This window comes from Nitrosospira sp. Nsp13, assembly GCF_900101945.1.
Classification (GTDB): Bacteria; Pseudomonadota; Gammaproteobacteria; order Burkholderiales; family Nitrosomonadaceae; genus Nitrosospira; species Nitrosospira multiformis_D.
Map to the genome: position 1 here is coordinate 58,976 of NZ_FMVD01000010.1, position 20,961 is coordinate 79,936.

The 20,961-nt window shown below is 54.2% G+C and carries 17 protein-coding genes, 1 pseudogene and 1 riboswitch; of the genes and pseudogenes, 14 read left to right on the top strand and 4 right to left on the bottom strand.

Annotation, left to right across the window (positions count from 1 at the left end; genetic code table 11):
- Nucleotides 1–3: 3 nt before the first annotated feature.
- The 3 genes from gspD to BLO43_RS12045 all read right to left on the bottom strand — a co-directional run bounded on the left by gspD (nucleotide 4) and on the right by BLO43_RS12045 (nucleotide 5,248).
- Nucleotides 4–2,379 carry a type II secretion system secretin GspD gene (gene gspD / locus BLO43_RS12035; RefSeq protein WP_254773454.1) on the bottom strand — a complete coding sequence of 792 codons (2,376 nt, stop codon included), beginning with the start codon at nucleotides 2,377–2,379 and terminating at the stop codon, nucleotides 4–6.
- A gap of 20 nt (nucleotides 2,380–2,399) precedes the next feature.
- Nucleotides 2,400–2,903 (bottom strand): type II secretion system protein N, encoded by a 504-nt coding sequence (locus BLO43_RS12040; RefSeq protein ID WP_090907260.1) that lies wholly within the window; start codon nucleotides 2,901–2,903, stop codon nucleotides 2,400–2,402.
- A gap of 506 nt (nucleotides 2,904–3,409) precedes the next feature.
- Nucleotides 3,410–5,248, bottom strand: coding sequence for a copper oxidase (locus tag BLO43_RS12045; RefSeq protein ID WP_090907261.1), 1,839 nt, complete (start codon nucleotides 5,246–5,248; stop codon nucleotides 3,410–3,412).
- 498 nt (nucleotides 5,249–5,746) lie between these two features.
- Between BLO43_RS12045 and gspG the strand changes: the two genes are divergently transcribed.
- From gspG to BLO43_RS12090, 9 genes are all read left to right on the top strand, one after another.
- Complete coding sequence (gene gspG, locus BLO43_RS12050; protein WP_074633275.1) at nucleotides 5,747–6,181, top strand: type II secretion system major pseudopilin GspG; 435 nt, start codon at nucleotides 5,747–5,749, stop codon at nucleotides 6,179–6,181.
- Between the two features lie 131 nt (nucleotides 6,182–6,312).
- Nucleotides 6,313–6,834, top strand: a complete 522-nt coding sequence (locus BLO43_RS12055) for a GspH/FimT family pseudopilin (protein ID WP_090907262.1) — start codon at nucleotides 6,313–6,315, stop codon at nucleotides 6,832–6,834.
- The gene (gene gspI, locus BLO43_RS12060; protein WP_074633269.1) at nucleotides 6,821–7,207 is read left to right on the top strand and encodes a type II secretion system minor pseudopilin GspI; all 387 of its coding nucleotides are present in this window, start codon (nucleotides 6,821–6,823) and stop codon (nucleotides 7,205–7,207) included. Before BLO43_RS12055 ends, gspI begins: the two co-directional genes overlap by 14 nt.
- Nucleotides 7,208–7,324: 117 nt before the next feature.
- Nucleotides 7,325–7,945, top strand: a complete 621-nt coding sequence (gspJ, locus tag BLO43_RS12065; protein ID WP_090907263.1) for a type II secretion system minor pseudopilin GspJ — start codon at nucleotides 7,325–7,327, stop codon at nucleotides 7,943–7,945.
- A 4-nt stretch (nucleotides 7,946–7,949) separates the two neighbouring features.
- On the top strand, nucleotides 7,950–8,864 hold the full coding sequence (gene gspK, locus BLO43_RS12070; protein ID WP_090907264.1) for a type II secretion system minor pseudopilin GspK: 915 nt from the start codon (nucleotides 7,950–7,952) through the stop codon (nucleotides 8,862–8,864).
- On the top strand, nucleotides 8,831–10,123 hold the full coding sequence (gene gspL, locus BLO43_RS12075) for a type II secretion system protein GspL (RefSeq protein ID WP_090907265.1): 1,293 nt from the start codon (nucleotides 8,831–8,833) through the stop codon (nucleotides 10,121–10,123). Before gspK ends, gspL begins: the two co-directional genes overlap by 34 nt.
- Nucleotides 10,120–10,611, top strand: a complete 492-nt coding sequence (locus BLO43_RS12080; protein ID WP_090907266.1) for a type II secretion system protein M — start codon at nucleotides 10,120–10,122, stop codon at nucleotides 10,609–10,611. Before gspL ends, BLO43_RS12080 begins: the two co-directional genes overlap by 4 nt.
- 736 nt (nucleotides 10,612–11,347) lie before the next feature.
- A complete protein-coding gene (locus tag BLO43_RS12085; RefSeq protein ID WP_090907267.1) occupies nucleotides 11,348–13,240 on the top strand; it encodes a S8 family serine peptidase in 1,893 nt (630 codons plus the stop codon).
- Nucleotides 13,241–13,862: 622 nt separating this feature from the next.
- Complete coding sequence (locus tag BLO43_RS12090) at nucleotides 13,863–14,573, top strand: PEP-CTERM sorting domain-containing protein (RefSeq protein ID WP_090907268.1); 711 nt, start codon at nucleotides 13,863–13,865, stop codon at nucleotides 14,571–14,573.
- Nucleotides 14,574–14,820: 247 nt separating this feature from the next.
- Here the strand turns inward: BLO43_RS12090 and BLO43_RS12095 are convergent.
- Nucleotides 14,821–15,322: pseudogene (locus BLO43_RS12095) on the bottom strand (IS5/IS1182 family transposase); the annotation flags it as partial.
- Nucleotides 15,323–15,564: 242 nt separating this feature from the next.
- Here BLO43_RS12095 and BLO43_RS12100 point away from each other — a divergent pair.
- The 5 genes from BLO43_RS12100 to BLO43_RS12120 all read left to right on the top strand — a co-directional run bounded on the left by BLO43_RS12100 (nucleotide 15,565) and on the right by BLO43_RS12120 (nucleotide 20,913).
- On the top strand, nucleotides 15,565–16,359 hold the full coding sequence (locus tag BLO43_RS12100; protein WP_139149272.1) for an XDD4 family exosortase-dependent surface protein: 795 nt from the start codon (nucleotides 15,565–15,567) through the stop codon (nucleotides 16,357–16,359).
- 306 nt (nucleotides 16,360–16,665) lie between these two features.
- Nucleotides 16,666–16,752: riboswitch (cyclic di-GMP riboswitch) on the top strand.
- Nucleotides 16,753–16,898: 146 nt separating this feature from the next.
- The gene (locus BLO43_RS12105) at nucleotides 16,899–18,788 is read left to right on the top strand and encodes a S8 family serine peptidase (protein ID WP_090907269.1); all 1,890 of its coding nucleotides are present in this window, start codon (nucleotides 16,899–16,901) and stop codon (nucleotides 18,786–18,788) included.
- A gap of 283 nt (nucleotides 18,789–19,071) precedes the next feature.
- Complete coding sequence (locus BLO43_RS12110) at nucleotides 19,072–19,848, top strand: Kazal-type serine protease inhibitor family protein (protein WP_090907270.1); 777 nt, start codon at nucleotides 19,072–19,074, stop codon at nucleotides 19,846–19,848.
- 353 nt (nucleotides 19,849–20,201) lie between these two features.
- Nucleotides 20,202–20,402 (top strand): hypothetical protein, encoded by a 201-nt coding sequence (locus BLO43_RS12115; RefSeq protein ID WP_139149273.1) that lies wholly within the window; start codon nucleotides 20,202–20,204, stop codon nucleotides 20,400–20,402.
- Nucleotides 20,403–20,463: 61 nt separating this feature from the next.
- The gene (locus BLO43_RS12120; protein ID WP_090907272.1) at nucleotides 20,464–20,913 is read left to right on the top strand and encodes an Hsp20/alpha crystallin family protein; all 450 of its coding nucleotides are present in this window, start codon (nucleotides 20,464–20,466) and stop codon (nucleotides 20,911–20,913) included.
- The last annotated feature ends 48 nt before the right edge of the window (nucleotides 20,914–20,961 follow it).

Below are 20,961 nucleotides of genomic sequence, written 5' to 3' on the forward strand. Positions count from 1 at the left end.
TATTCATCGTTTTACACCGGGTCCGGTGCCGTCAGGGATGTCGATCTCATCAGGGATCGCGGAAGCTTTCGGTGGATGCGGCGGCAGGCTGGGTGATTCCAGGTCTGCGGGGGCTTGCGGCGGACGCGGCGGCAGACTAGGTGATTCCAGGTCCGGAAGGATAGGATGAAATTTCGGTTTGGCCTTGTTCTGATCGCTCAGGACACGGTCATATTGCGTATTAGTAGGCAACTCGGCGTTCTCGCTATCGCGAATCAGTGTCGGACGCAGGAATACCATCAGATTGGTTTTATTGCGCGAGCGCTTGTTGTAGCTGAATAGATGGCCGACCCATGGAATTTCTCCAACCAGCGGAAGTCTTTCAACCGCGTCGTTAACGGTTTCCTGTATCAAACCGCCGAGCACGATAATCTGACCATCGTCGACCAGCACTGTCGACTCGATAGAGCGTTTGTTCGTAATCAGTCCATTGGTTGCATTGATCGTGCCGGGAACGACGCTGGATACCTCCTGAAAAATCTGCACGCGAACAGTACCGCCTTCGGAGATGAGCGGCTTGATTCTCAGTGATAACCCGACGTCCTGGCGAGTGACGGTCTGAAACGGCGATGTTGCAGCGCCGCCCACGGGCGGAATAAACTGACCAGTGAGAATCGGTACGTTTTGACCGATGACAATCCTGGCTTCTTCGTTATTCAGCGTGAGCAATGTCGGGGTGGAGAGAATATTGGCGTTGACATCCGTTTCCAGTGCGCGGATAAGCGCATGCAGGTTGATTACGGGCCCGATGCCGGGGATGGCGGTAACAAGACCTTTCATAATCCCGATGGTCAGCCCAGGCCCCGCGGAAAGCGGATTCTGAGCAATATTGAGAATATTCCCGCCACTGCCGACTCCCGCATTAAAACTGGTGCCGCCAACCACCTGCGTGCCGCTCTGGCTGCTGTCGATTATATTCTGCCACTGAATCCCGAATTCCGCGGCTCGGTCGGCGGTAATCTCGGCAATCAGCGCTTCGATATATACTTGCACACGGCGCACATCGAGCTTTTCTATTACCGCGCGCAAATTGTTATAAATCGCGTCGGGCGCGGTAATAATGATCGAGTTGGTGGCCGCATCCGCCTGAATGATGCTTTGCATCATGGAAGAGCCGGTGGTTTGTGTTTGCATCGGGGCTGGCGTCATCGTCGAAACGGCGGAAACTGTTCCCCCGGAGAAACCGGAAGAGGGATTAGTGGTGCCGGTGGAACCGCCAAGAGAAGACGTTCCAAAAGCCGTGCCGGTTGTTTGGCCCGTACCCCCGGATGGTGAGGCTGATGGCGATGGCGTGGTGTGGTGATAGATCGCCCGCAAGGTTTCGGCAAGTTTCACCGCGTCGGCATTTTTCAGAAAAACGACATGTATATTGCCGCCCGCGCTGGTGGGTTGATCCAGTATTGCCACCAATTGACGCAGCCGGTTAAGTGCCGCCGGATCTCCCGAACGTGCCAGCAGCGTGTTCGACCGTGCATCCGCGACAACCATAAAGCGTTGGATTTGCCCCCCTCCAGACTCTGCCGAGATTTGCGTTTGCGCTGCTTCCGCAAACAGGCGATTAACCGTTTGCGCGACATCAATGGCCGAAGCATGCTGAAGCGATATGGAAATCGGATCGGTCCCGCTAGGCTGATCGACCGCGTGGATGATTTTTTCCAGGCGCTGAAGGTTGCTTGCGTAATCGGTGATAATCAGCGTATTGCTGTTCTGGTTGGCGGTAATGCTGTTGTTGGGGGCGATCAGTGGGCGCAGTACCGGAACCATTTGTATCGCCGATTCGTGCTCCAGCGTGAATACCTGTGTCTGGATCCGGTCGCCGGCGGCAGGGCGCTTATCGTTCGGACCTAGAGTGGGGGTCTGGTAAAGCTTGGCATCGCTCTCGGGAACAATTTTGATGACGCCATAATCCTCAATCGCCGCATAACCATGCAGCCGCAATGCGGACAGGAATACATCGTATACCAGCGATCTGGGCATCGGCTTTGCTGAAACAATATTGATTGTGCCCTTGACGCGCGGATCAAGCATGAAGTTCTTCCGGCTTATCTCGCTCACCGCTTTCACCACGCCTTCAATCTCGGCGTTGACGAAGTTGAGCGTAACGACATCCGGGTCTGGGGGAGCCGCAAACTTGTTAGTGCGTAAGGCATTCGTTTCCGGAATAGCAGCCCCGGGGTTCATGACTCGATCAGGTTCTGTCCCCCTCCCCCGTAGCGGCTCGGTGATTGCTGTGTCGGCAGACCAGGCCTGACCGATTGAAACCGATATGACTGTCCATAAGAACGCTGCGCTTAACCCGCGATACTTCATGTTTTTACCCTTTGCGGCCGCGTCGATCATGCCGTGTATCATTCGTTAATTTATGGAGTGAGAGATTCTGCAGGGGAAGTGATTTCTGATGACATAGGGGAATCCGTGGATGAGCTTTTTCCCGGCCATGCGAGGGTTTCGAGCAATCCATTGCGTTCCAGGATAATTTGATTCGGATGAACCTCCGTGAGCCGGACACCGGGGACGAAGTCCTCGCCTTCCAACACCGCGAGAATCTCTTTTGAATCAAGCTGCACGATCGCATATCCACGCCTACCGGCAGAGGCAGCGACAACGCCAAGTAGTTTTACCGAGATCCCGGATGGGGCGGCGAAATTCTGTTCACGCTGCGCAACACCGAACAGGTCATTGGCAACCGCTATGTTGCCCCCCGTTTCGGAAGATATCGGAGTTACCGGGACGGGGCGCGTTGCGAACCACGCCCAGATCCAGTATGCAAAAACCAACCCAAGTATTGCCAATGCGGCAAGCGTCGCCAAAGACACAATAACTGTCTGTGCGAAGCCTGATCGATCGATGGGAACTGCCCGCATCCTAATATTGTTCCGGATTGCTATTGGAACACCGAAAGTGTTTGTATTCGGTGAGTCATCCAATTTTCTAGCGGATAAATCTGAATTGATGATTTATAAGACTTGTACGTAAAGCCGAATGGCTTTGGCTGAGAGTCTGGTTGGGAAATGACTTTCATATTTCTCCACGACAAGGAAATTATAAACCATCGCGGAGAATGCAAACATTGAATAAGGCACCTTTAAGAGGGCCAATTCCCGGCGCTGTATCAGCGGGGGTAATTGTACCTTGTTCACGCCTTTCCGGCTTGACGAAATAAACCTGAACCTGGCGGCTGACCGGCCATTTACCGGCGAGTAAACATTACAGTCGTCATGCCGGTGGAAGCCGGTATCCAGTGTCGTTCAAAGCGCGTCCTTGCTGATGTGGGCTGGATTCCGGCTCAGGCCCGGCATGACGAAATTAGTAGTATTCCTTCCCCGGAGCAACAGGCTGTAAAATGATGCCTCGTACCGCTGCCAATTCGCTACTGGGCAGGGTTTTGCTGAGCCGCCGTTAACTGGCTTTTCCAGGAGGCGGGCAAGTTCTGAACCCAGCCATTGTAGACTATCGGAATAGGCAGGATACCCTGACCCCCCATCCCCCGGTTACCGCTAACAGTGGCATCGCTCTGGGTGCCAGCGGAAGCGAAGAGCCCCACTTTTCCTGCGATCGATGCATCGGACGGATTGCCATCTCCATTTGGATCGGGGTCAACAACAAGCAACCTGTTGGAGAATTTGCTCGTAACATAGGCGTAGTATCCGCCCCCTTGCTTGGCGCCATATTGCACGCCGTGGCAACCCGGATCACACGCCAGCATTGCAACCACCGTATCGGTCGTTGTCAAGCCGGGCCGTGTATCGATCACCGTAATGGTTCCGGTGAGCATATTGGCGGTAACCATGTTTTTCCCATTCGGAGAGACTGGTGTTTGAATCGGCAGCGCTCCTGCGGGACCGGAAATCGCGCCCGTCACGGGGTTATAGTTGGCGATCAGGTTGATACGCTTGATCACGGCATGCGTATTCATGTTGATCACTGTCATGGTGCTGTCGAGTAGATTGGCTACATAGTATTTGCTGGCATCCGGCATCATGCCCGTGGCTATGGGATGACCAAAGGGGGTACTTGCCGGCAGAATGGATTCGATCGAGTTGGAACTGAAGCTATACTGAGTCGTATCGCCCGTGAACACGTTCGGGGTAACCATGTTTTTCCCGTCATGGCTCATCCAGTGCGCATGAGCATTTCCTCGTCCGATATCGATACGCCGCTCCACACCGGTCGCAAGGGGTGCAAGCTCCATGACCGAATCCGTCCGGGTATCGCCGTTGTTGGTGACATGGAGCTGATCGGTATCCGTACGGGTCATGACATGCGCCGGTGCTTCGCCCACTGACACATTGCGAATTAACGCGCCTGTTTTGCGATTGTATACTGCCATTTTGCTGTCGAACCACTGGGTCGCGTAAATGATATTTTGATCCCGGTCGGCCCACATGTTGTGCGCATTATTCATATTGATCGACGGCAGCGCCACCTTCCGTGTGACTTGCCAGCTAGTGCCGTCCAAAGCGGAAATGGTTCCTGGTTTTGATTTTCCGGAAGTCATTTCAAACTGGGTTGCCACCCATATCTCACCGACTGCCGGCACCCCTGGATTTCCAAGGGGCTCCAGTGTTACGTCATTCCCATAGCGGGCATTGAGCACAGTCGGGAGATTAACTACACCACTGTCCACACGCACATCGACGTTCGGGTAGGTTACGTGCCAGCGAGCACTGGACGCATAGTTCTGCCAGTTTCCCGGATTGGTCGCAATAAAGAATGTCCGCAGAAGACGCGTGGCCAAGTCACTGCTGCTGGGAACCGTAATGCCGTTGATCAGACTGATCGAGTTTCCCAGATCCAGCCCGGTTGTCTTTGGATCATCGACAATGACGGCACCAAACATATAAGGGTGGATACTGCACGTAAAGACATACAAACCGGGGGTTTTCAAGATCACACTGTCTCCACCCTTTCTTGGCGAAGTGTTAAATGGCATACCCACGGCCCCGGTCGGGAAAATCACACTGGTCCTGGTATGCACCGTATTCGAATCCCCTGAAAATTTTACTTCCACGCCGGGCGCCGCCACCACGAGCGAGCGCGTGCCGGCAATCGTATTGCCGGTATCAAACCAGCGTCCGGGATTGTCCGTCAGTGAAAAATTTACTTCGTTGCCACCGGCCAGACTGATTCCCGGTGAAGCGACGGCTGCTATGGTTGCAATAAGTAGATGCCTGATGAGGCGCTTACCTGTTAATGATGGTAATAACATAATGGATTGTTTCCTTCTAAAATTAAAAATGGAACCACCACATGTGAGGAGTTTCACCTGTAAAGTCACTGCAAAGCCTTGCCTCTGTACTGCTATCTGGTAGCTAGACGAATCAGGATGCGAAGGATACAAAGAAACTCGGCTGTGTATTACTTGGGAACCTCTGAATAAGTCCTCCGTGGACGCCCGCTTGGGGTTACTCCAGATTCCTTGGCCGATGCATGCCGGGACCAGACTAAAGCTCTTTAAGATCTGTCTTAAGGAAACCCTGAACAGTCTTCACACCTGTAGAATATGAGCATTATCGATGCCGGACCATTGCCATGAAACAACTGAATTTAACAGATCGCAAAAATTGCGAGGCATTCATCATGGCAACCCGGAATCGACAAAAAGGGGTTTCCTAGTCCCGTTTTATGGTGGTATTCCGTTCCCTGCACACGAAAAAATAATGCAGAATGTTGTTTTTTCCGTTTAATTGGTAAAGGTAATCTGTCGATGCAGACCGTGATTAAAAAGCAACGTGGTTTTACGTTGCTCGAAGTGATGGTGGTAGTGGTTATTCTCGGAATTCTCGCCGTCATGGTGGTGCCAAAAATCATCAGCCGGCCTGATGAAGCGCGCATAATCGCTGCGAAACAGGACGTTGCCAGCCTGATGCAGATGCTCAAGCTTTACCGTCTCGACAATCAACGCTACCCCAAGACCGAGCAGGGGTTGCAGGCGCTGGTGACAAAACCGGCCGTTCCGCCGATACCACCCAACTGGAAGGCGGGAGGTTATGTGGAGCGTCTTCCCAAAGATCCGTGGGGCAGTCCCTACCAGTATCTGAACCCCGGTGTACATGGAGAGATTGATGTTTTCAGTTTTGGTGCGGATGGCGTTGCGGGTGGAGAAGGCAATGACGCTGATATCGGCTCCTGGAATCTTTAGGGAATCGCTGAATAAGTCAACGAGTTTGTCCGCTGGGGGAGGGTAGTTTTGCGCCACGGGATTCCCAAAAAGCGAGGGAGGCAAGGGGGATTCATTCAAAGATTCCCAGATTTCCAGGGTGGGCGAGAATCGTGATCACCACGATCACAGCAAAGGGAAGCCGGGGTTTCACGCTTATCGAGGTGCTTGTCGCGCTGGTGATCATGGGTCTTTTTGCCGGTCTGGTCACCGTCATCGTACGGCCGGACGAACGCGCGCTACTTCGCGTCGAGGCGGAGCGGCTGGCACAGCTTCTTGATCTCGCCGGAATCGAGGCACGCATCTCGGGCAAACCCATTGCATGGACCGCTGATGGTTCGGGTTATCGGTTCTGGCGGTATCGCGAGAATGCCGGATGGCTGGAAATTCGCGGCGATGAGTTGTTGCGTGCGCGAACACTGCCACAAGGTATGACGATTGCCAGCCTGCTAATCGAGACCATGCGCGCACACGACGCCATGCGGCTGGAATTCAGTCCCCAGGGTTCAACCATGGCTTACGTCATAAAACTGGCGCTTGGCGCGGAGTATTGTACTGTTGCCGGTTCTCCGGTCGGAGAGGTGCGTGTGTTGCCGGGACCAGACAAAGCAAATAGCAAAAATGCGCCGCAATAACGAGACCGGGTTCACGCTGATCGAAGTCCTAGCCGCATTGGCGATTATCGCGGTCGCGCTCATGGCGGCGTTGCGTGCCACGGGACAGGGTACCAGCAATGTCGGCGAATTGCGTTCCCGCCTGTTCGCCAGTTGGGTTGCGGAAAATCTGCTGGCGGAGCAACGTGCGCGAGGGGATTGGCTGCCGTCGGGCACATACCAGGGTACGGCACGCCAGGGGAATACTCATTTCATCTGGCGTGAGGAAGTCAGTGAGACGTCCAACCCGGCCTTTCGCAGGGTCAATATTTTCGTATTCGCGGTCCCCCAGGAATCCTACCTGCTTGCGCAGCTTACGGGATTTCTGGCGCAGCCGCCGGGGATAGTTCAATGAACCTAAATCCGGCAGTTGACGGCTCATTCGTTAATCTAACGTCATGACCCACAAAGATTATTTTCCAAACCTGATCTTCACCGTCTTGGTCCACCCTGTCCAACTGCCGGATTTAGGATGAAATCCGTTTCCGGTTCGATGTCCCATGGATTTACATTGATCGAACTGCTGACCGCCTTGATTATCCTCTCCCTGCTGGCGCTAATGTCCTATCGAGGACTGGGTGCGGTACTTGATGCGCGGGAATATGTCCAGCAGGAGACCGAGAAGTGGCGGCGTGTCACATCTTTCTTCATGCGCTTCGAGCGTGACATGCAACTTGCGGCACCACGTCCGGTACGGGTTGCATCCGGAGCCGCACCAGCGTGGAATGGAAGGCTTCTGGCAACGCCTGAAGGCGTATCATCCCCGCATCTGGAATTCAGCCGCTTTGCCTCGACCGACGGCATGGATACTGCGCGGCGGATCGGCTACATGCTTAACGAAAAACAGGAAATCGAGCTTTGGCTATGGCCCGGTCTCGATGCCGCGCCCGGCGTGCAACCGGAACGCTATCCCGTATTAGCCGGAGTCGCCACACTCGAATTACAATATCTCAATGCAGATCGACTATGGATGAATATCTGGCCAGACATGATGGCGGGTTCGCCGATTGCCGCAATTTCTTCGATTCCCCAAGCCGTGCGTGTGCGTATCGTGCTCGCCTCGGGCGAGGAAATCGAACGTATTTTCCACTGATGCCATGAGAGCGGCGCAACGTGGTGTCGCGGTCGTGCTGGCCATGAGTGTTGTTGCGCTTGCCACCATGGCGGCAACCGCGATTATCATCCCACAGAGTATCTGGATGCGGCAGAATCAGCTCACGAACGAGCACGTTCAGGCACAGGTCATGGTGCAAGCCGGCGTGGATTGGGTGCGCGCCGTACTGAGCGATGATCGCCGCTTAAGCAATGTCGACCATCTGGGGGAAGCATGGGCTCTGCGAATGCCGGTGATGCCCATCGAAAAAGGCGAGCTTGCTGGCCATATTGATGACCAGCAGGGCATGTTCAATCTCAATAACCTGGTGCAGGATGGGAAAATTAGCGCCACACATCTCGTCCGCTTCAAGCGCCTGCTGGCGTTTTTAAGTCTGCCGGCGGCGCTCGCCGATGCGCTTGTCGACTGGATGGATGCCGACAGCGCGCCCCAGCCGCAAGGGGGCACGGAAGATGAATACTATCTCGGGTTGAATCCGCCTTACCTTGCTTCCAACCGGCCGCTAACCGACGTGACCGAGCTTGCGCTGGTCCGTGGTTTTGACAGCGCGGTACGCGCACGCCTGCGCCCGTTTGTGACGGCACTGCCGCGCTTTACCCCTATCAACGTGAATACCGCGCCACCGGAGGTTCTGGCCGCTGTGATAGAAGGCCTCGGGATCAACGGTGCGCGCACGCTGGTCGAGCAGCGCCAGCGTGCCTATTTTCGCGATGATGCCGATTTTCTTAACCGGCTCCCCGAGGGTGCCGTGGCGGAGGATAGCGACGTCAGCATAAGCAGCGATTATTTCATGGCGACGCTGCGCGTAACGAGAGGTGAGGCGCAGGCGCAAGGCATGGTATTGCTTGCCCGTGTGGATGCTGGATGGCCCATCATCATCTGGCGCAAGTACCTATGAACCTGCTTAGAATTTATTGCCGGCTTCCGGATGAATCGCTGAGATGTGATTGGGTCTGTATGGATGAGGATCGCGCGCTCATCACCGGTGCGGGTCCGCTCGAAGGACAGCTTGCCGATCTGCTGCAATGCGCCAGGCATGGGCGCACTGGGCGCGTGCAGTTGATCATACCCGCCGCCCAGGTTTTGCTTACGCGTGCCCGTTTACCCCCTGCGGCCAAGCGCCGCGCAAGCGCCATACTGGCTTTTGCAGTTGAAGAGGAAACCCTGCGCGAGCCGGATGCCAACCAGGTAAGCTGGATCGGTTTCACGGGAGATGACGACGTACTTGCGGTTGTCGACCGGAAACAGCTGCAATACTGGCTCGATGCGCTTGACGCGGCGGGTGTGCGGGTTGATGGGATGTACTGTGAAACACTGTTGTTGCCGTGGATAGCCGGTGAATGGAGTCTTGCCTGGGATGGCCGCGAAGGATTTGTGCGCACCGGCGAGTTCGAAGGTGCGGCGACCGATTGCGGTAGCCAGGCGTTGCCTCCGCTATTTTTACGGCTTATGCTGGAAGACGCGGAGAAGCGTAGGGCCAGACCGGTATCCATCGTACTTTACACAATGGCACCAGCGGACGAATCGGCTGGAGAACGCATGTTAGCGCCGGATATCGATGCCTGGCAGCGTGAACTCGGCGTTACCATCCGCCTCGGGGGAGACTGGGACTGGCGGAAGGGGCTCACGGATGCCAGCGTCAACCTGTTGCAGGAGCGCAAGCGTGGGCGCATTTTTTCGGGATTGACGGCGCGCCTGCGGCCGGCGGCCTGGATCGTGGGGAGTGCGCTGGCACTCCATGCCATTGCGCTTGCCGCCGACTGGACATTGCTTGCCAGTGAGCAGCGGGCATTGCGTCAGCAAATGGAGTCGCGGTTTCGTGCTACCTTTCCCGACGCGGTCGCGGTAGTGGACCCGGTCCTGCAAATGCGCCGTAAACTCGCTGAGGCCCGTCATGCTTCCGGCGTACCCGATAGTGGCGATTTTCTGCCGATGATCGAAATGGCCGCGGTGAGTTTGAAGGAATCGGCTCCGGGCAGCTTGCGCGCCATTACCTATGAGGATGCGCGGATGACGCTGGAACTCGCTGCCATCGACGAAGCGGCAATGCGCCATATTGTTGCACGCTTGCGGGAAAATGGCCTGAGCGTGGATGTTCCCCCGGTTCCCGCTGAAGCGGGGACCGGAGTCGTTGTCATCAATCTAAGGGCATCATGAGAGCAAGGATTCTTAAACTCTGGGAATCGCGTGCGCCGCGTGAGCGTATGTCCATTGCTTTGCTGGCCATTTTTCTGAGTATAACCCTGTATCTATGGCTGGTAGTGGAGGCGGACCGGGCGCGTACCCAACTGCGTGCGAGTGTTCCGGTGCTTCGGGCACAGTCAGTCCGCCTCGAACAACAGGCGTCCGAGCATGAAAGCCTGCGCGCAGCCCCACCCCTGGCAGCATCACCCGATGATTTGCGCACGCTGATGCAAACCCGGATTAATGCCGCGGGGTTATCCCATGCACTGGTCAGCCTCGACGCGACGGACGCGAATCAGGTTCAGGTAGGGTTCAGCGCCGTGCCGTTCGCCGACTGGCTTAACTGGGTGGCGGCAATGCAATCGCAGCAAGTCCGTTTCGATGGCGGACGGATCGAAGCCCTGCCCGAACCGGGCATGGCGAGTGTGACAGGGACATTCATTCGCATCACTCCGCAGTAAGCCACCCCGGAACAAATATTAATAGCATCACTCCGGCGGAAGGCGGTATTCACGGACCTGTCATGGCATATCTGTTTGTCGCAATTTGACGACATGCCATATTCAATTTTTTCAATCGGTTATATTAACTCATCAATATTGTGTTGCTGGAAGGCTACATAATTTTTTCTATTCTCCCCCAGGATTTGTGTTAACTTATTGTTCCATATGAATTATAAATTCTGGCATGATAAATGCTTCAATCGCATTGCCCGATCATTTGCTAAAGTGCAAAGGAGCGATCACAGATAAGAAATACAGAAACCGTAACAAAACAAAAGTAAAAAAGAAGGATTCAAAAGATGACGATACAAGATAGTTTCCTGGGAGTGCACGACATTCAAGCTGTTCTTTGACTGATCCGAATTTTTTGATCCGGATCAGTATCAAGACATCATAAAAGTCCATTCAGGGCCATTCTGTCCAGTCATAGTTAAAGGTTGCGCGTAGGGCCTCGGCTGACCAAGGAAGCGATCCCCTGGGTCAGCCGCCTGTTTATCCGTCTTCGAGCAGGGCTCCATTGCATCCATCGACTAATGGATCAGGGGGCGAGTGGATTCAACCGGCTTTCACATCGTCATTACAGACGGCAAAAAAAGCGGCGAGAAGAAATGGGCTTTATGCCGGTTGTGCTTCCATAGGGTATTCCCATGTGGAATTTTTCAAAATCAGAAATAATGAGAAGAGGGAATCAGAGATGAATATTAACAAACGTGCATTACCTGCTGCCGGGATAGAGGGCCCGGCTGCGGGGGCCGCAACACTAACTCTTTCTGGCTTTTTTGGCTCACGGCGTTGCATCCTTGGGCGGAACGGTGTCGCGGCATTCGTGTTGAGCAGTTGCATGACAGCCTCGATGGTTTCCAACGCCGCACCCCCGGAAGACAAGGGGTCGCGATCGGCTGGTTCCGAAACATGGGCAAAAGGACGGATTCTGGTGATGCCGCGCGCCGGGCTGCCGGAAAAGGAGCTGGCAAAGATACTCGACGCCCATGGCGGCAAGGGCAGGAAGATCGGGCAGAGCGACTTGTACATCGTGGACTTGCCGGGCAATGCCTCGGAAAAGGCGATCGCTGCAAGGCTGGCTCGCCACCCGCATCTCAAGTTGGCGGAACCCGATTATCGTGATTCGCCCGAACTGGTGCCGAATGATCCTTACTATGGCAGCGCGTGGCATCTGCCAAAAATCGGTGCGCCCGCAGCCTGGGATAGTTCTCAGGGCACGGGTGTGACGATTGCCATCCTGGATTCAGGTGTCGATAGCGCCCATCCCGATCTTGCCAACCGGCTGGTGCCGGGCTGGAATTTCTACGACAATAATTCCAATACCTCGGACGTTTATGGCCACGGCACCAAAGTCGCAGGCGCGGCCGCCGCGGCCGGCAACAATGGTATAGGAGTGACCTCGGTGGCGGGTCAATCGAAGATCATGCCGATTCGCGTTACCGACGTTAGCGGCAGCGGTTATACCAGCATGATCGCCAATGGCTTGATCTATGCAGCCGACCGCGGCATCCGCGTTGCCAGCATCAGCTTTGCAAATCAGCCCAGCCGGGCGACCGTAGTCAGTGCTGCGCAATACATGAAGAGCAAGGGGGGACTGGTGATAGTGGCCGCCGGCAACAACGGCATCAATGAGAATTTCACTCCCACCACGGCGATGATTCCGGTATCGGCCACCGATGGTAATGACGTGAGAGCCAGCTGGTCGAGCTATGGTACTTTTGTGGCCTTGGCTGCACCTGGCACGGGGATCTGGACGACGAGCAAGGGGGGGGGTTACGGGGCGGTCTCCGGCACTTCAGTATCGAGTCCGGTTACTGCCGGCGTGGTTGCGCTCATGATGGCGGCCAAGCCAACGCTGCCCAATACCCAGGTCGAGAGTCTGCTGTACTCCACGGCGATTGACCTGGGTGCTGCCGGCCGCGATGCCTATTATGGCTATGGACGAGTGGATGCCGCACGGGCGATAAAGGCCGCCGTGGGTGCTACCCAAACGGCAGACACCCAGGTTCCGGCGGTTTCCATTTCCGCCCCCCTGGGCGGCGCCACGGTGACGGGGCTGGTCGGCGTGAATGTGATCGCGACCGACAACGTGGGCGTGACCCGCGTCGAACTGCGGGTCAACAGCACCACGGTTGCGATTGATACCTCGGCGCCGTTTGGCTTCACCTGGAATTCGGCCGGCACCCCCAACGGCATGTCCAATCTGGTTGCCTATGCCTTCGACGCGGCCGGCAACTCCAAGGCTTCGGCCGCCGTCGCGGTGAATGTGGCCAATGGAACCGTGACGGTTCCCAAAGATACCACAGCACCAGTGGTAAAAATCATCAATCCGGTGGCGGGTAATATCTCCAGTAACGTCGCTATCAGCTTAAACGCCACCGACAATAGCGGCGCCGCGGGCATTACGCAAACCGTCTATATCGATGGGGTGCTGAAAGCAACCGGAAGCGGGAGCACGCTGGGTTACAACTGGAATATCCGCACGAATAGTGTCACAGCTGGAACGCATACCATCCGGGCAGTGGCGAAGGATAAAGCGGGCAATGCCTCGTCTGCTTCCGTAAATGTAATGGTAATCAAGTAGCAACCGCGAGCGGATTCGCGCTATAAAACCGGCCCAGGCATCACATGGGCCGGTTTTTGTTGGGTCTGCCCGAGCTGCCCTGGCGCTTGAAAATGGATAAGGGTCCCATATTTGCGATCCTGCTTTTGTCGGAATTGTTTACATTCCGATACCGAATCCATCCTATATGACAAGCCTGTTCAACCGGAAAATCAATACCTGACGTACAATTATTGCGAGTTCAGGCACCCGGGCATACAAAGCGTTACAGAGTGTCGCGAATGACTGGTTGCCAGCTCACGAGCAGCCCTCGCATTAACGTTCCTTGAATCGACAAGATGTACTTCAGTCCGATAGCCAAGACCTCGGAAGTCAGTAAAATGCAATCCAACTATTTTTGGCGATAGTTAGTGACGCAGACAATACCGCTAATAAAAAACTTAGTAGTTCAAATTAGGCTGCAAGGAGGCTTCCTGCGTTTCTTGTCGGATATCTTTACAGTAATGCAAATATCAATTGAGGTGAAATTAAAAAATCTATTAAAATTAATTACTTGAAACTGATTACGTATCTGGCACGTGAATTGCTTATATTTAGTTGGGAAAACCAATACCTAATATAGCCTTTTACTTGGGGGTCTGCGATGAAAAAGTCTCATTTTTCTAAATCTTCATATATATCCGCCTCTGTACTCGCTTTAGCCCTGGGACTGTCTGCACCCTTGGCTCACTCCATTCCGTTCACCATTGATGGCGTGCTTACAGGGGATATCCGGCCGGATAGCCCAGATAATCTGTTTATGAACGTCACCATTACGGGGGATACCACTTCCAACCAGGCCTTCTGGACGATTGACATCAATTCGCCCGCTCACCCGGATGTCAAGCTGGATGAGTTCTATTTTAATATGAGTGGGCTTGCAAGCGACTACAGCTTCAGTGGTTTTGATCCTACAGGCTGGACTGTAAATTCGCCGGCAACTGTACAGGGGGCGGGGGGGACCACCTTTATGTTTGAAACGCTGGATCCAGCGGGTCCGCCCAACGCAGCTGACGTCACCAACAGTCAGAACCTGACCTTCACCATGACCAACAATGTGGGTAATTTCACCACGGCATTGTTTACCAATGCCCCGGTAGCCCAGTCCAACGATGCGGGGTCCGGCCAATTGGGCGCCCACCTGCAAAGTCTCACCACGGCGGGGAACTGTGGAAGCTCAACCAACTGTTCCGATAGTGGTTTCGCCTTTGGCGAATACAGCGATCGCCCAGTCACTATTCCCGAACCAGCGACACTCGCGCTTCTTGGCCTGGGTTTATTGGGACTCGGTGTAGCCCGCAGGCAGAAGAAATAATTAAATTTCCCAGTTTCACCATACAGACCCGCTTCGGCGGGTTTGTTGTTTGCTGACTATCAAGGAGCGATCCTCCTGCAGCGTACGTTGGCTTGCAATGGCAATTATGTATTGGCCCTCAGGCAATATCGCTTCTTGTGCTTGCACGTTGATAACCCTTGGTTAGTCGCCTCTGAACAATTCGATTTTCAAGAGTAGGCGACTGTAGGACGGCGGGTGCTGCGTTATCAGTCGCTGCTTGCCACTGCAGTCGAACGAGAATCAGACGAGAAGAAGCCGCAGCTTCCTCAAGATCATGCGCAGGTTGTGCAGCAGCCACAGAGCAAGGCATGGAAGGTGTCGCCTTCTGTGCCTTTCAATCAGTTCCTGCGCAGCCGGCCATCATTTTTCATGTGCCCGATTGCTGGTTCAATGGCGCTGTGTCGCCGAATGTCCCGCTTAAGCTGCGTACTGATGCGGCGTTTGAGTTTGCGGTGGTAGATCTTGACACCAGCTGGGGGTGGCTCCTCGGTAGCCCAGGTCCACGAACACTTCCTTCGGCTGGCGCTGTGTCAGGATTTCCATCTGCTGCAGCGCAGCGTGCAAGGTATGCCAATCGTAGGGATTGCCCGGCAGGCTGCACATGCCAACCACTAGCCCTTCCTGGTGTGTTTGCCTTTGGCGATGCACTCCGCTTCCGGTGCATGCAGGCTGTAGAGCTTGTGACTGTCTTTGGGCTGCTGCTTGAGCAGGCGCCCCACCTTAATATCAAAGCGGTTTTTTAACAGTTTACAAAGTAGTTCAATTTTAGGCGTAAAGAAGCGACGCAGGCTTTTTGAGGATCTTTTTTGTCGAGTATTTTTACCGAAGTGTGAATTATCAATATAGGAAGAGATTAAATTTAATTAAAATGAATGAGTTGTGGTAATTAAAAGATCTGGCACGTAAATTGCTTACTATGCGATTAGGGTCAAACCTATTTGTAACTTACTACCAGGAGTCATAAAAAAAAATGAAATACTCAAAATTATCCGTAGCCTTTGCGGGGATGCTTGTAGCATCGGCTGCGTCGTTGGACGCTATGGCGGTCCCTATTACCTTTACGGGGGCGGGGACAGGTCCAGGCGGTGTTCCTGTCACCGCATCAGCTATTTTCGATATTGTCGGCAATAATTTAACGGTCACTTTACAAAATACTTCACCCTCGAACAGCGGGCAAGATGCGCCGGGCAGTACTCTTACCGGTCTATTTTGGAATTTCACGGGAAATCCTCTTCTGACGCCGGTTTCTGCGACGGTGGGCGCTGGGTCATCTATTCTGGGTGCCTGTGATTTAGTCAATTGCACTGGTCTCACGAACGTTGGCGGCGAATTTGGATACCAGGCGGCCTCGCTTATCGGTGGTGCTGACAGGGGAATCTCAAGCTCGGGCTATCTGACCAGCGGCTTATCGGGCAACATCGGCAATTTCAATAATGGCCTTGCCGGCACTGATCTGGATAAGCCTGCATCACTCGATGGCATAAATTTCGGGATTATTTCGGCCGCATCGGGTTTTAATCCAAACGGTGGGTTGTCCAAGGACCCTCTCATCCAAGATACGGTTGTTTTTGTCCTGACTGGCGTAAATGGCTTGTCAATAGCTGACATTTCGAACGTCAGCTTTCAGTATGGAACAAGTCTGACGGAACTCAATGTTCCCGGCGATCCTCGCGACCCCCCCGTCCTTATTCCTGAGCCAGCGACACTCACGCTTCTTGGCTTGGGTCTATTGGGACTCGGTGCAGCCCGTAGACAGAAAAAATAGTTAACTTTCCCAGTTTCAACATACAGACCCGCTTCGGCGGGTTTGTTGTTTGCTGGCTATCAAGAGCGATCCTCCTGCAGCGTACGTTGGCTTCAACGGCAATTATGTATTGCCCCTCAGGCAATATCGTTTCTTGTGCTTGCGCATTTGATAATCCTCAGTAATTCAATTAGCAGCAATGTGAGACACCTTACTCGCTGATAATTTTCTTTCCATTTTTTTGTTACCCATTCGTTTGCACCCAAGTTGTACTTCAGTCTAATAGGCAACGTGCGTGGTTCATGTAAGATAACGCCAGAATTCTTGATCTGTAAAGGGCAAACCTCGCGAAAGCGGGGGGCGCAAAGTCGACGGTCTACCGGGCATACGCCCCAGGACGGCAGGACTGCCAGATAACGCCATTTCCTTTGTCAATGTTGTGAATTGACGGGAATCAAGTAATACGTTCGGATTCGGATTTTCATAACCGGTTACTGAGCGTTTTTCTCTCCAGGCCTATCCAGGCGGTTCCGCCTCCCTATCACGAGGAGGAACTACGGGTGAATATTAACAAACATGCATTACCTGCTGCCGGGGTAGAGGGTCCGGCTGCGGGGGCCGCAACACTAACTCTTTCTGGCTTTTTTGGCTCACGGCGTTGCATCCTTGCGCGGCATGGTGTCGCGGCGTTCGTATTGAGCAGTTGCATGACAGCCTCAGTAGTTTCCAACGCCGCACCTCCGGAAGACAAGGGGTCGCGATCGGCTGGTTCCGAAACATGGGCAAAAGGACGGATTCTGGTGATGCCGCGCGCCGGGCTGCCGGAAAAGGAGCTGGCAAAGATACTCGACGCCCATGGCGGCAAGGGCAGGAAGATCGGACAGAGCGACTTGTACATCGTGGACTTGCCGGGCAATGCCTCGGAAAAGGCGATCGCCGCAAGGCTGGCTCGCCACCCGCATCTCAAGTTGGCGGAACCCGATTATCGTGATTCGCCCGAACTGGTGCCGAATGATCCTTACTATGGCAGCGCGTGGCATCTGCCAAAAATCGGTGCGCCCGCGGCCTGGGATAGTTCTCAGGGCGCGGGTGTGACGATTGCCATCCTGGATTCAGGTGTCGATAGCGCCCATCCCGATCTTGCCAACCGGCTGGTGCCGGGCTGGAATTTCTACGACAATAATTCCAATACCTCGGACGTTTATGGCCACGGCACCAAAGTCGCAGGCGCGGCCGCCGCGGCCGGCAACAATGGCATAGGAGTGACCTCGGTGGCGGGTCAATCGAAGATCATGCCGATTCGCGTTACCGACGTCAGCGGCGGCGGTTATAGCAGCATGATCGCCAATGGCTTGATCTATGCAGCCGACCGCGGCATCCGCGTTGCCAGCATCAGCTTTGCAAATCAGCCCAGCCGGCCGGCCGTAGTCAGTGCTGCGCAATACATGAAGGACAAGGGAGGGCTGGTGATAGTGGCCGCCGGCAACAACGGCATCAATGAGAATTTCACTCCCACCACGGCGATGATTCCGGTATCGGCCACCGATGGCAATGACGTGAAAGCCAGCTGGTCGAGCTATGGTACGTATGTGGCCTTGGCTGCACCTGGCACGGGGATCTGGACGACGAGCAAGGGGGGGGGTTACGGGGCGGTTTCCGGCACTTCAGTATCGAGTCCGGTTACTGCCGGCGTGGTCGCGCTCATGATGGCGGTCAAGTCAACGCTGCCCAATACCCAAGTCGAAAGTCTGCTCTACTCCACGGCGGTTGACCTGGGTGCTGCCGGCCGCGATGCCTATTATGGCTATGGACGAGTGAATGCCGCACGGGCTGTGCAGGCTGCCGCGGCCACCGCCGAGGCTCCGGATACCCAGGCCCCGGTGGTTTCCATCTCCGCCCCCCTGGGCGGCGCCACGGTGACGGGGCTGGTCGGCGTGAATGTGATCGCGACCGACAACGTGGGCGTGACCCGTGTCGAACTGCGGGTCAACAGCACCACGGTCGCCATTGATACCTCGGCGCCGTTTGGCTTCACCTGGGATTCGGCCGGCACCCCCAACGGCATGTCCAATCTGGTTGCCTATGCCTTCGACGCGGCCGGCAACTCCAAGGCTTCAGCCGCCGTAGCGGTGAATGTGGCCAACGGAACCGTGACGGTTCCCAAAGATACCACGCCGCCGGTGGTAAAAATCATCAATCCGGTAGCAGGTAACGTTTCGGGTACCAATGTGCCGATCAGTATAAATGCCACCGACGATAGCGGCGCCGCGGGCATTACGCAAACCGTCTATATCGATGGGGTGCTGAAGGCAACCGGAAGCGGGAGCACGCTGGGTTACAACTGGAATATCCGTAAAGTCGCGGCCGGGGCGCATACAATCGAGGTCGTAACGAAGGATGCAGCAGGCAATGCTACGCCCACTTCCGTGAATGTAATGGTGATCCAGTAGCAACCACGAGCAGATTCGCGCCATAAAACCGGGCCAGGCATCATGCATGGACCGGTTTCTGGCCGCCTATTTCAATGTGTTTTTTCCGCCGGGATGATGCAGCCAGTCGCTGGACTCGTTTCACCAACCACAAATCCGTCTTTACTTTTGAATTTTCTTTACTACAAAAAGAATGTGATGCTTTCGTTGTGAGTGGATATTACCTGGGTATCAGGGGGCATTTCATAGGTATGCCGTTAGCCTTCGCAGATTTGCCAACGATTTACAGATAGGAGAAGAGAAAATGAAAAGGTTAATTTACATTTGCCTGGTGGGTGCAGCGCTTTTCAGCATCACACCGGTCATTGCTCAGCCCCCTGTGGATCCCGCGGAACGTGCCGTTAATATTACTTTAACCAATGATGGGCGCGGTCTCGATAACGCCGCCTTGCGATCAGTGCGTAAGTTTGTAGGGCAGGCAATTACCGCTAATACCGTCGATACATTCGCTGTTTATAGCCCCAGAGCGGGTGGACCCATTCCGATCGAAGGAGGTTTACTCGCATGCGCGGAGGCGGGCTTCAACACAACGTCAAAAAAGTTTAACGCTTTTGTCAGACAGTTGCGTTCCATTCATCCCAAAGCAGGCACATTTCTTAATGTGGAGTTAACTTCGCAATGCAAACCGATTGATTCGAGCCCCGGTGGGCAGGCCCTGACTTGTGGCGGAATCGCCGGAGAAACCTGTCCTGACGCGCAACAGTACTGCGATTTTGGTACCGGCCGATGCAAGATGCCGGATGCGCAAGGCACATGCAAGACCAGACCTACGATTTGTACCCGGGAATTCAGACCGGTATGCGGTTGCGATGGCAAGACGTACGGGAACGCGTGTACTGCGGCAGCTGCGGGCGTGTCCGTTGAGCACGAGGGCGAGTGCAAGAAGACTGAACCGCAAGCCTGTGGTGGAATTGCGGGGATTCAATGTGCCGCTGGCGGAATTTGCGTGGATGATCCCACCGATGATTGCGATCCCAAACAGGGAGGGGCGGATTGTCCAGGAATCTGCAAGAGCATGTAAATTGTGCCCGGTATGCCTACTAGGTAGGGCCTGCGCTTCACACCTTGCCTCCGCGTTTTTTGTGTAGCAACGCGGGTGAGAAATAAAGGCCCTAGTTCCAAATGATCTATGCTCAATGTTCGCAAGCGTACAGAGATTGTCACAAGGAGCTGTTAATAATTAAGAGTCTCATCGTTAGATCAGGTTGCGCGATTAAATGGTGACATATTCTTCGCATAGTTTTTCAATTCATTTTTAGAGGTCATATTTTGTCAAGTAAACCATTGAGCAATCCCGATGCGGGAAGCACGAAGAGAAAAAAAAATGAAAGCGAATTTGTTGAACCCTCAAAAAAATTGATACCCGCTGAGTCAATGGCGGCGAAAACTCGTCGATCCGGCGAGCATAAAGTAAGGGAGCGAAGAAATGGTTATCAGATGATTTCGACCGCCTCTTATTATCGAACTGAACGCCGTGGCGCTCATGCGCAAGACTGGCTGGCGGCGAAAACGGAAGTGGAAGGCTTGCCCGGGATGGATGGCACACCCTATAACGTGGGAGACTCTGACCGCTAATCCTGGCGTGACCGGGGCAGCATGGGACGGTTGAATAACTTTACTATAAAGGAGAAATATCATGGCAAATATCATGCGGCGTTCCCCTCTTTTCAGCGATATCACCCGCTCCGATCCGTTTTACAATATTGAGGACTGGTTCAAGAATTTTGGAATGCGCCCATTTTCCATGGAAATGGAAAACGCTCCCACAATCAAGATGGATTTGACTGAGAACGATACGGCTTATACCGTCCGCGCGGAAATACCAGGGGTCAAGAAAGAGGATGTCAAGGTACAAATAGACGGCAACCTGGTTTCCATCAGTGCCGAGACCAAGGGAGAAAAAGAGGAAAAGGAAGGAGAAAGAGTTATTTGCCGCGAATGCCATCAGGGATCGGCTTACCGGAGCTTTACCCTGAGCAGCGAAGTGGATGAAACCAAAGCCGAGGCCAAGTATGAGAACGGTACGCTGGTACTGACGCTCCCGAAGAAGAGTGGGAAAACGGCCAAACGGATCGAAGTTAAGTAAAGCGGATTTTATATAGGAGGGATGATAAAGCGACTGATATGAATTTGT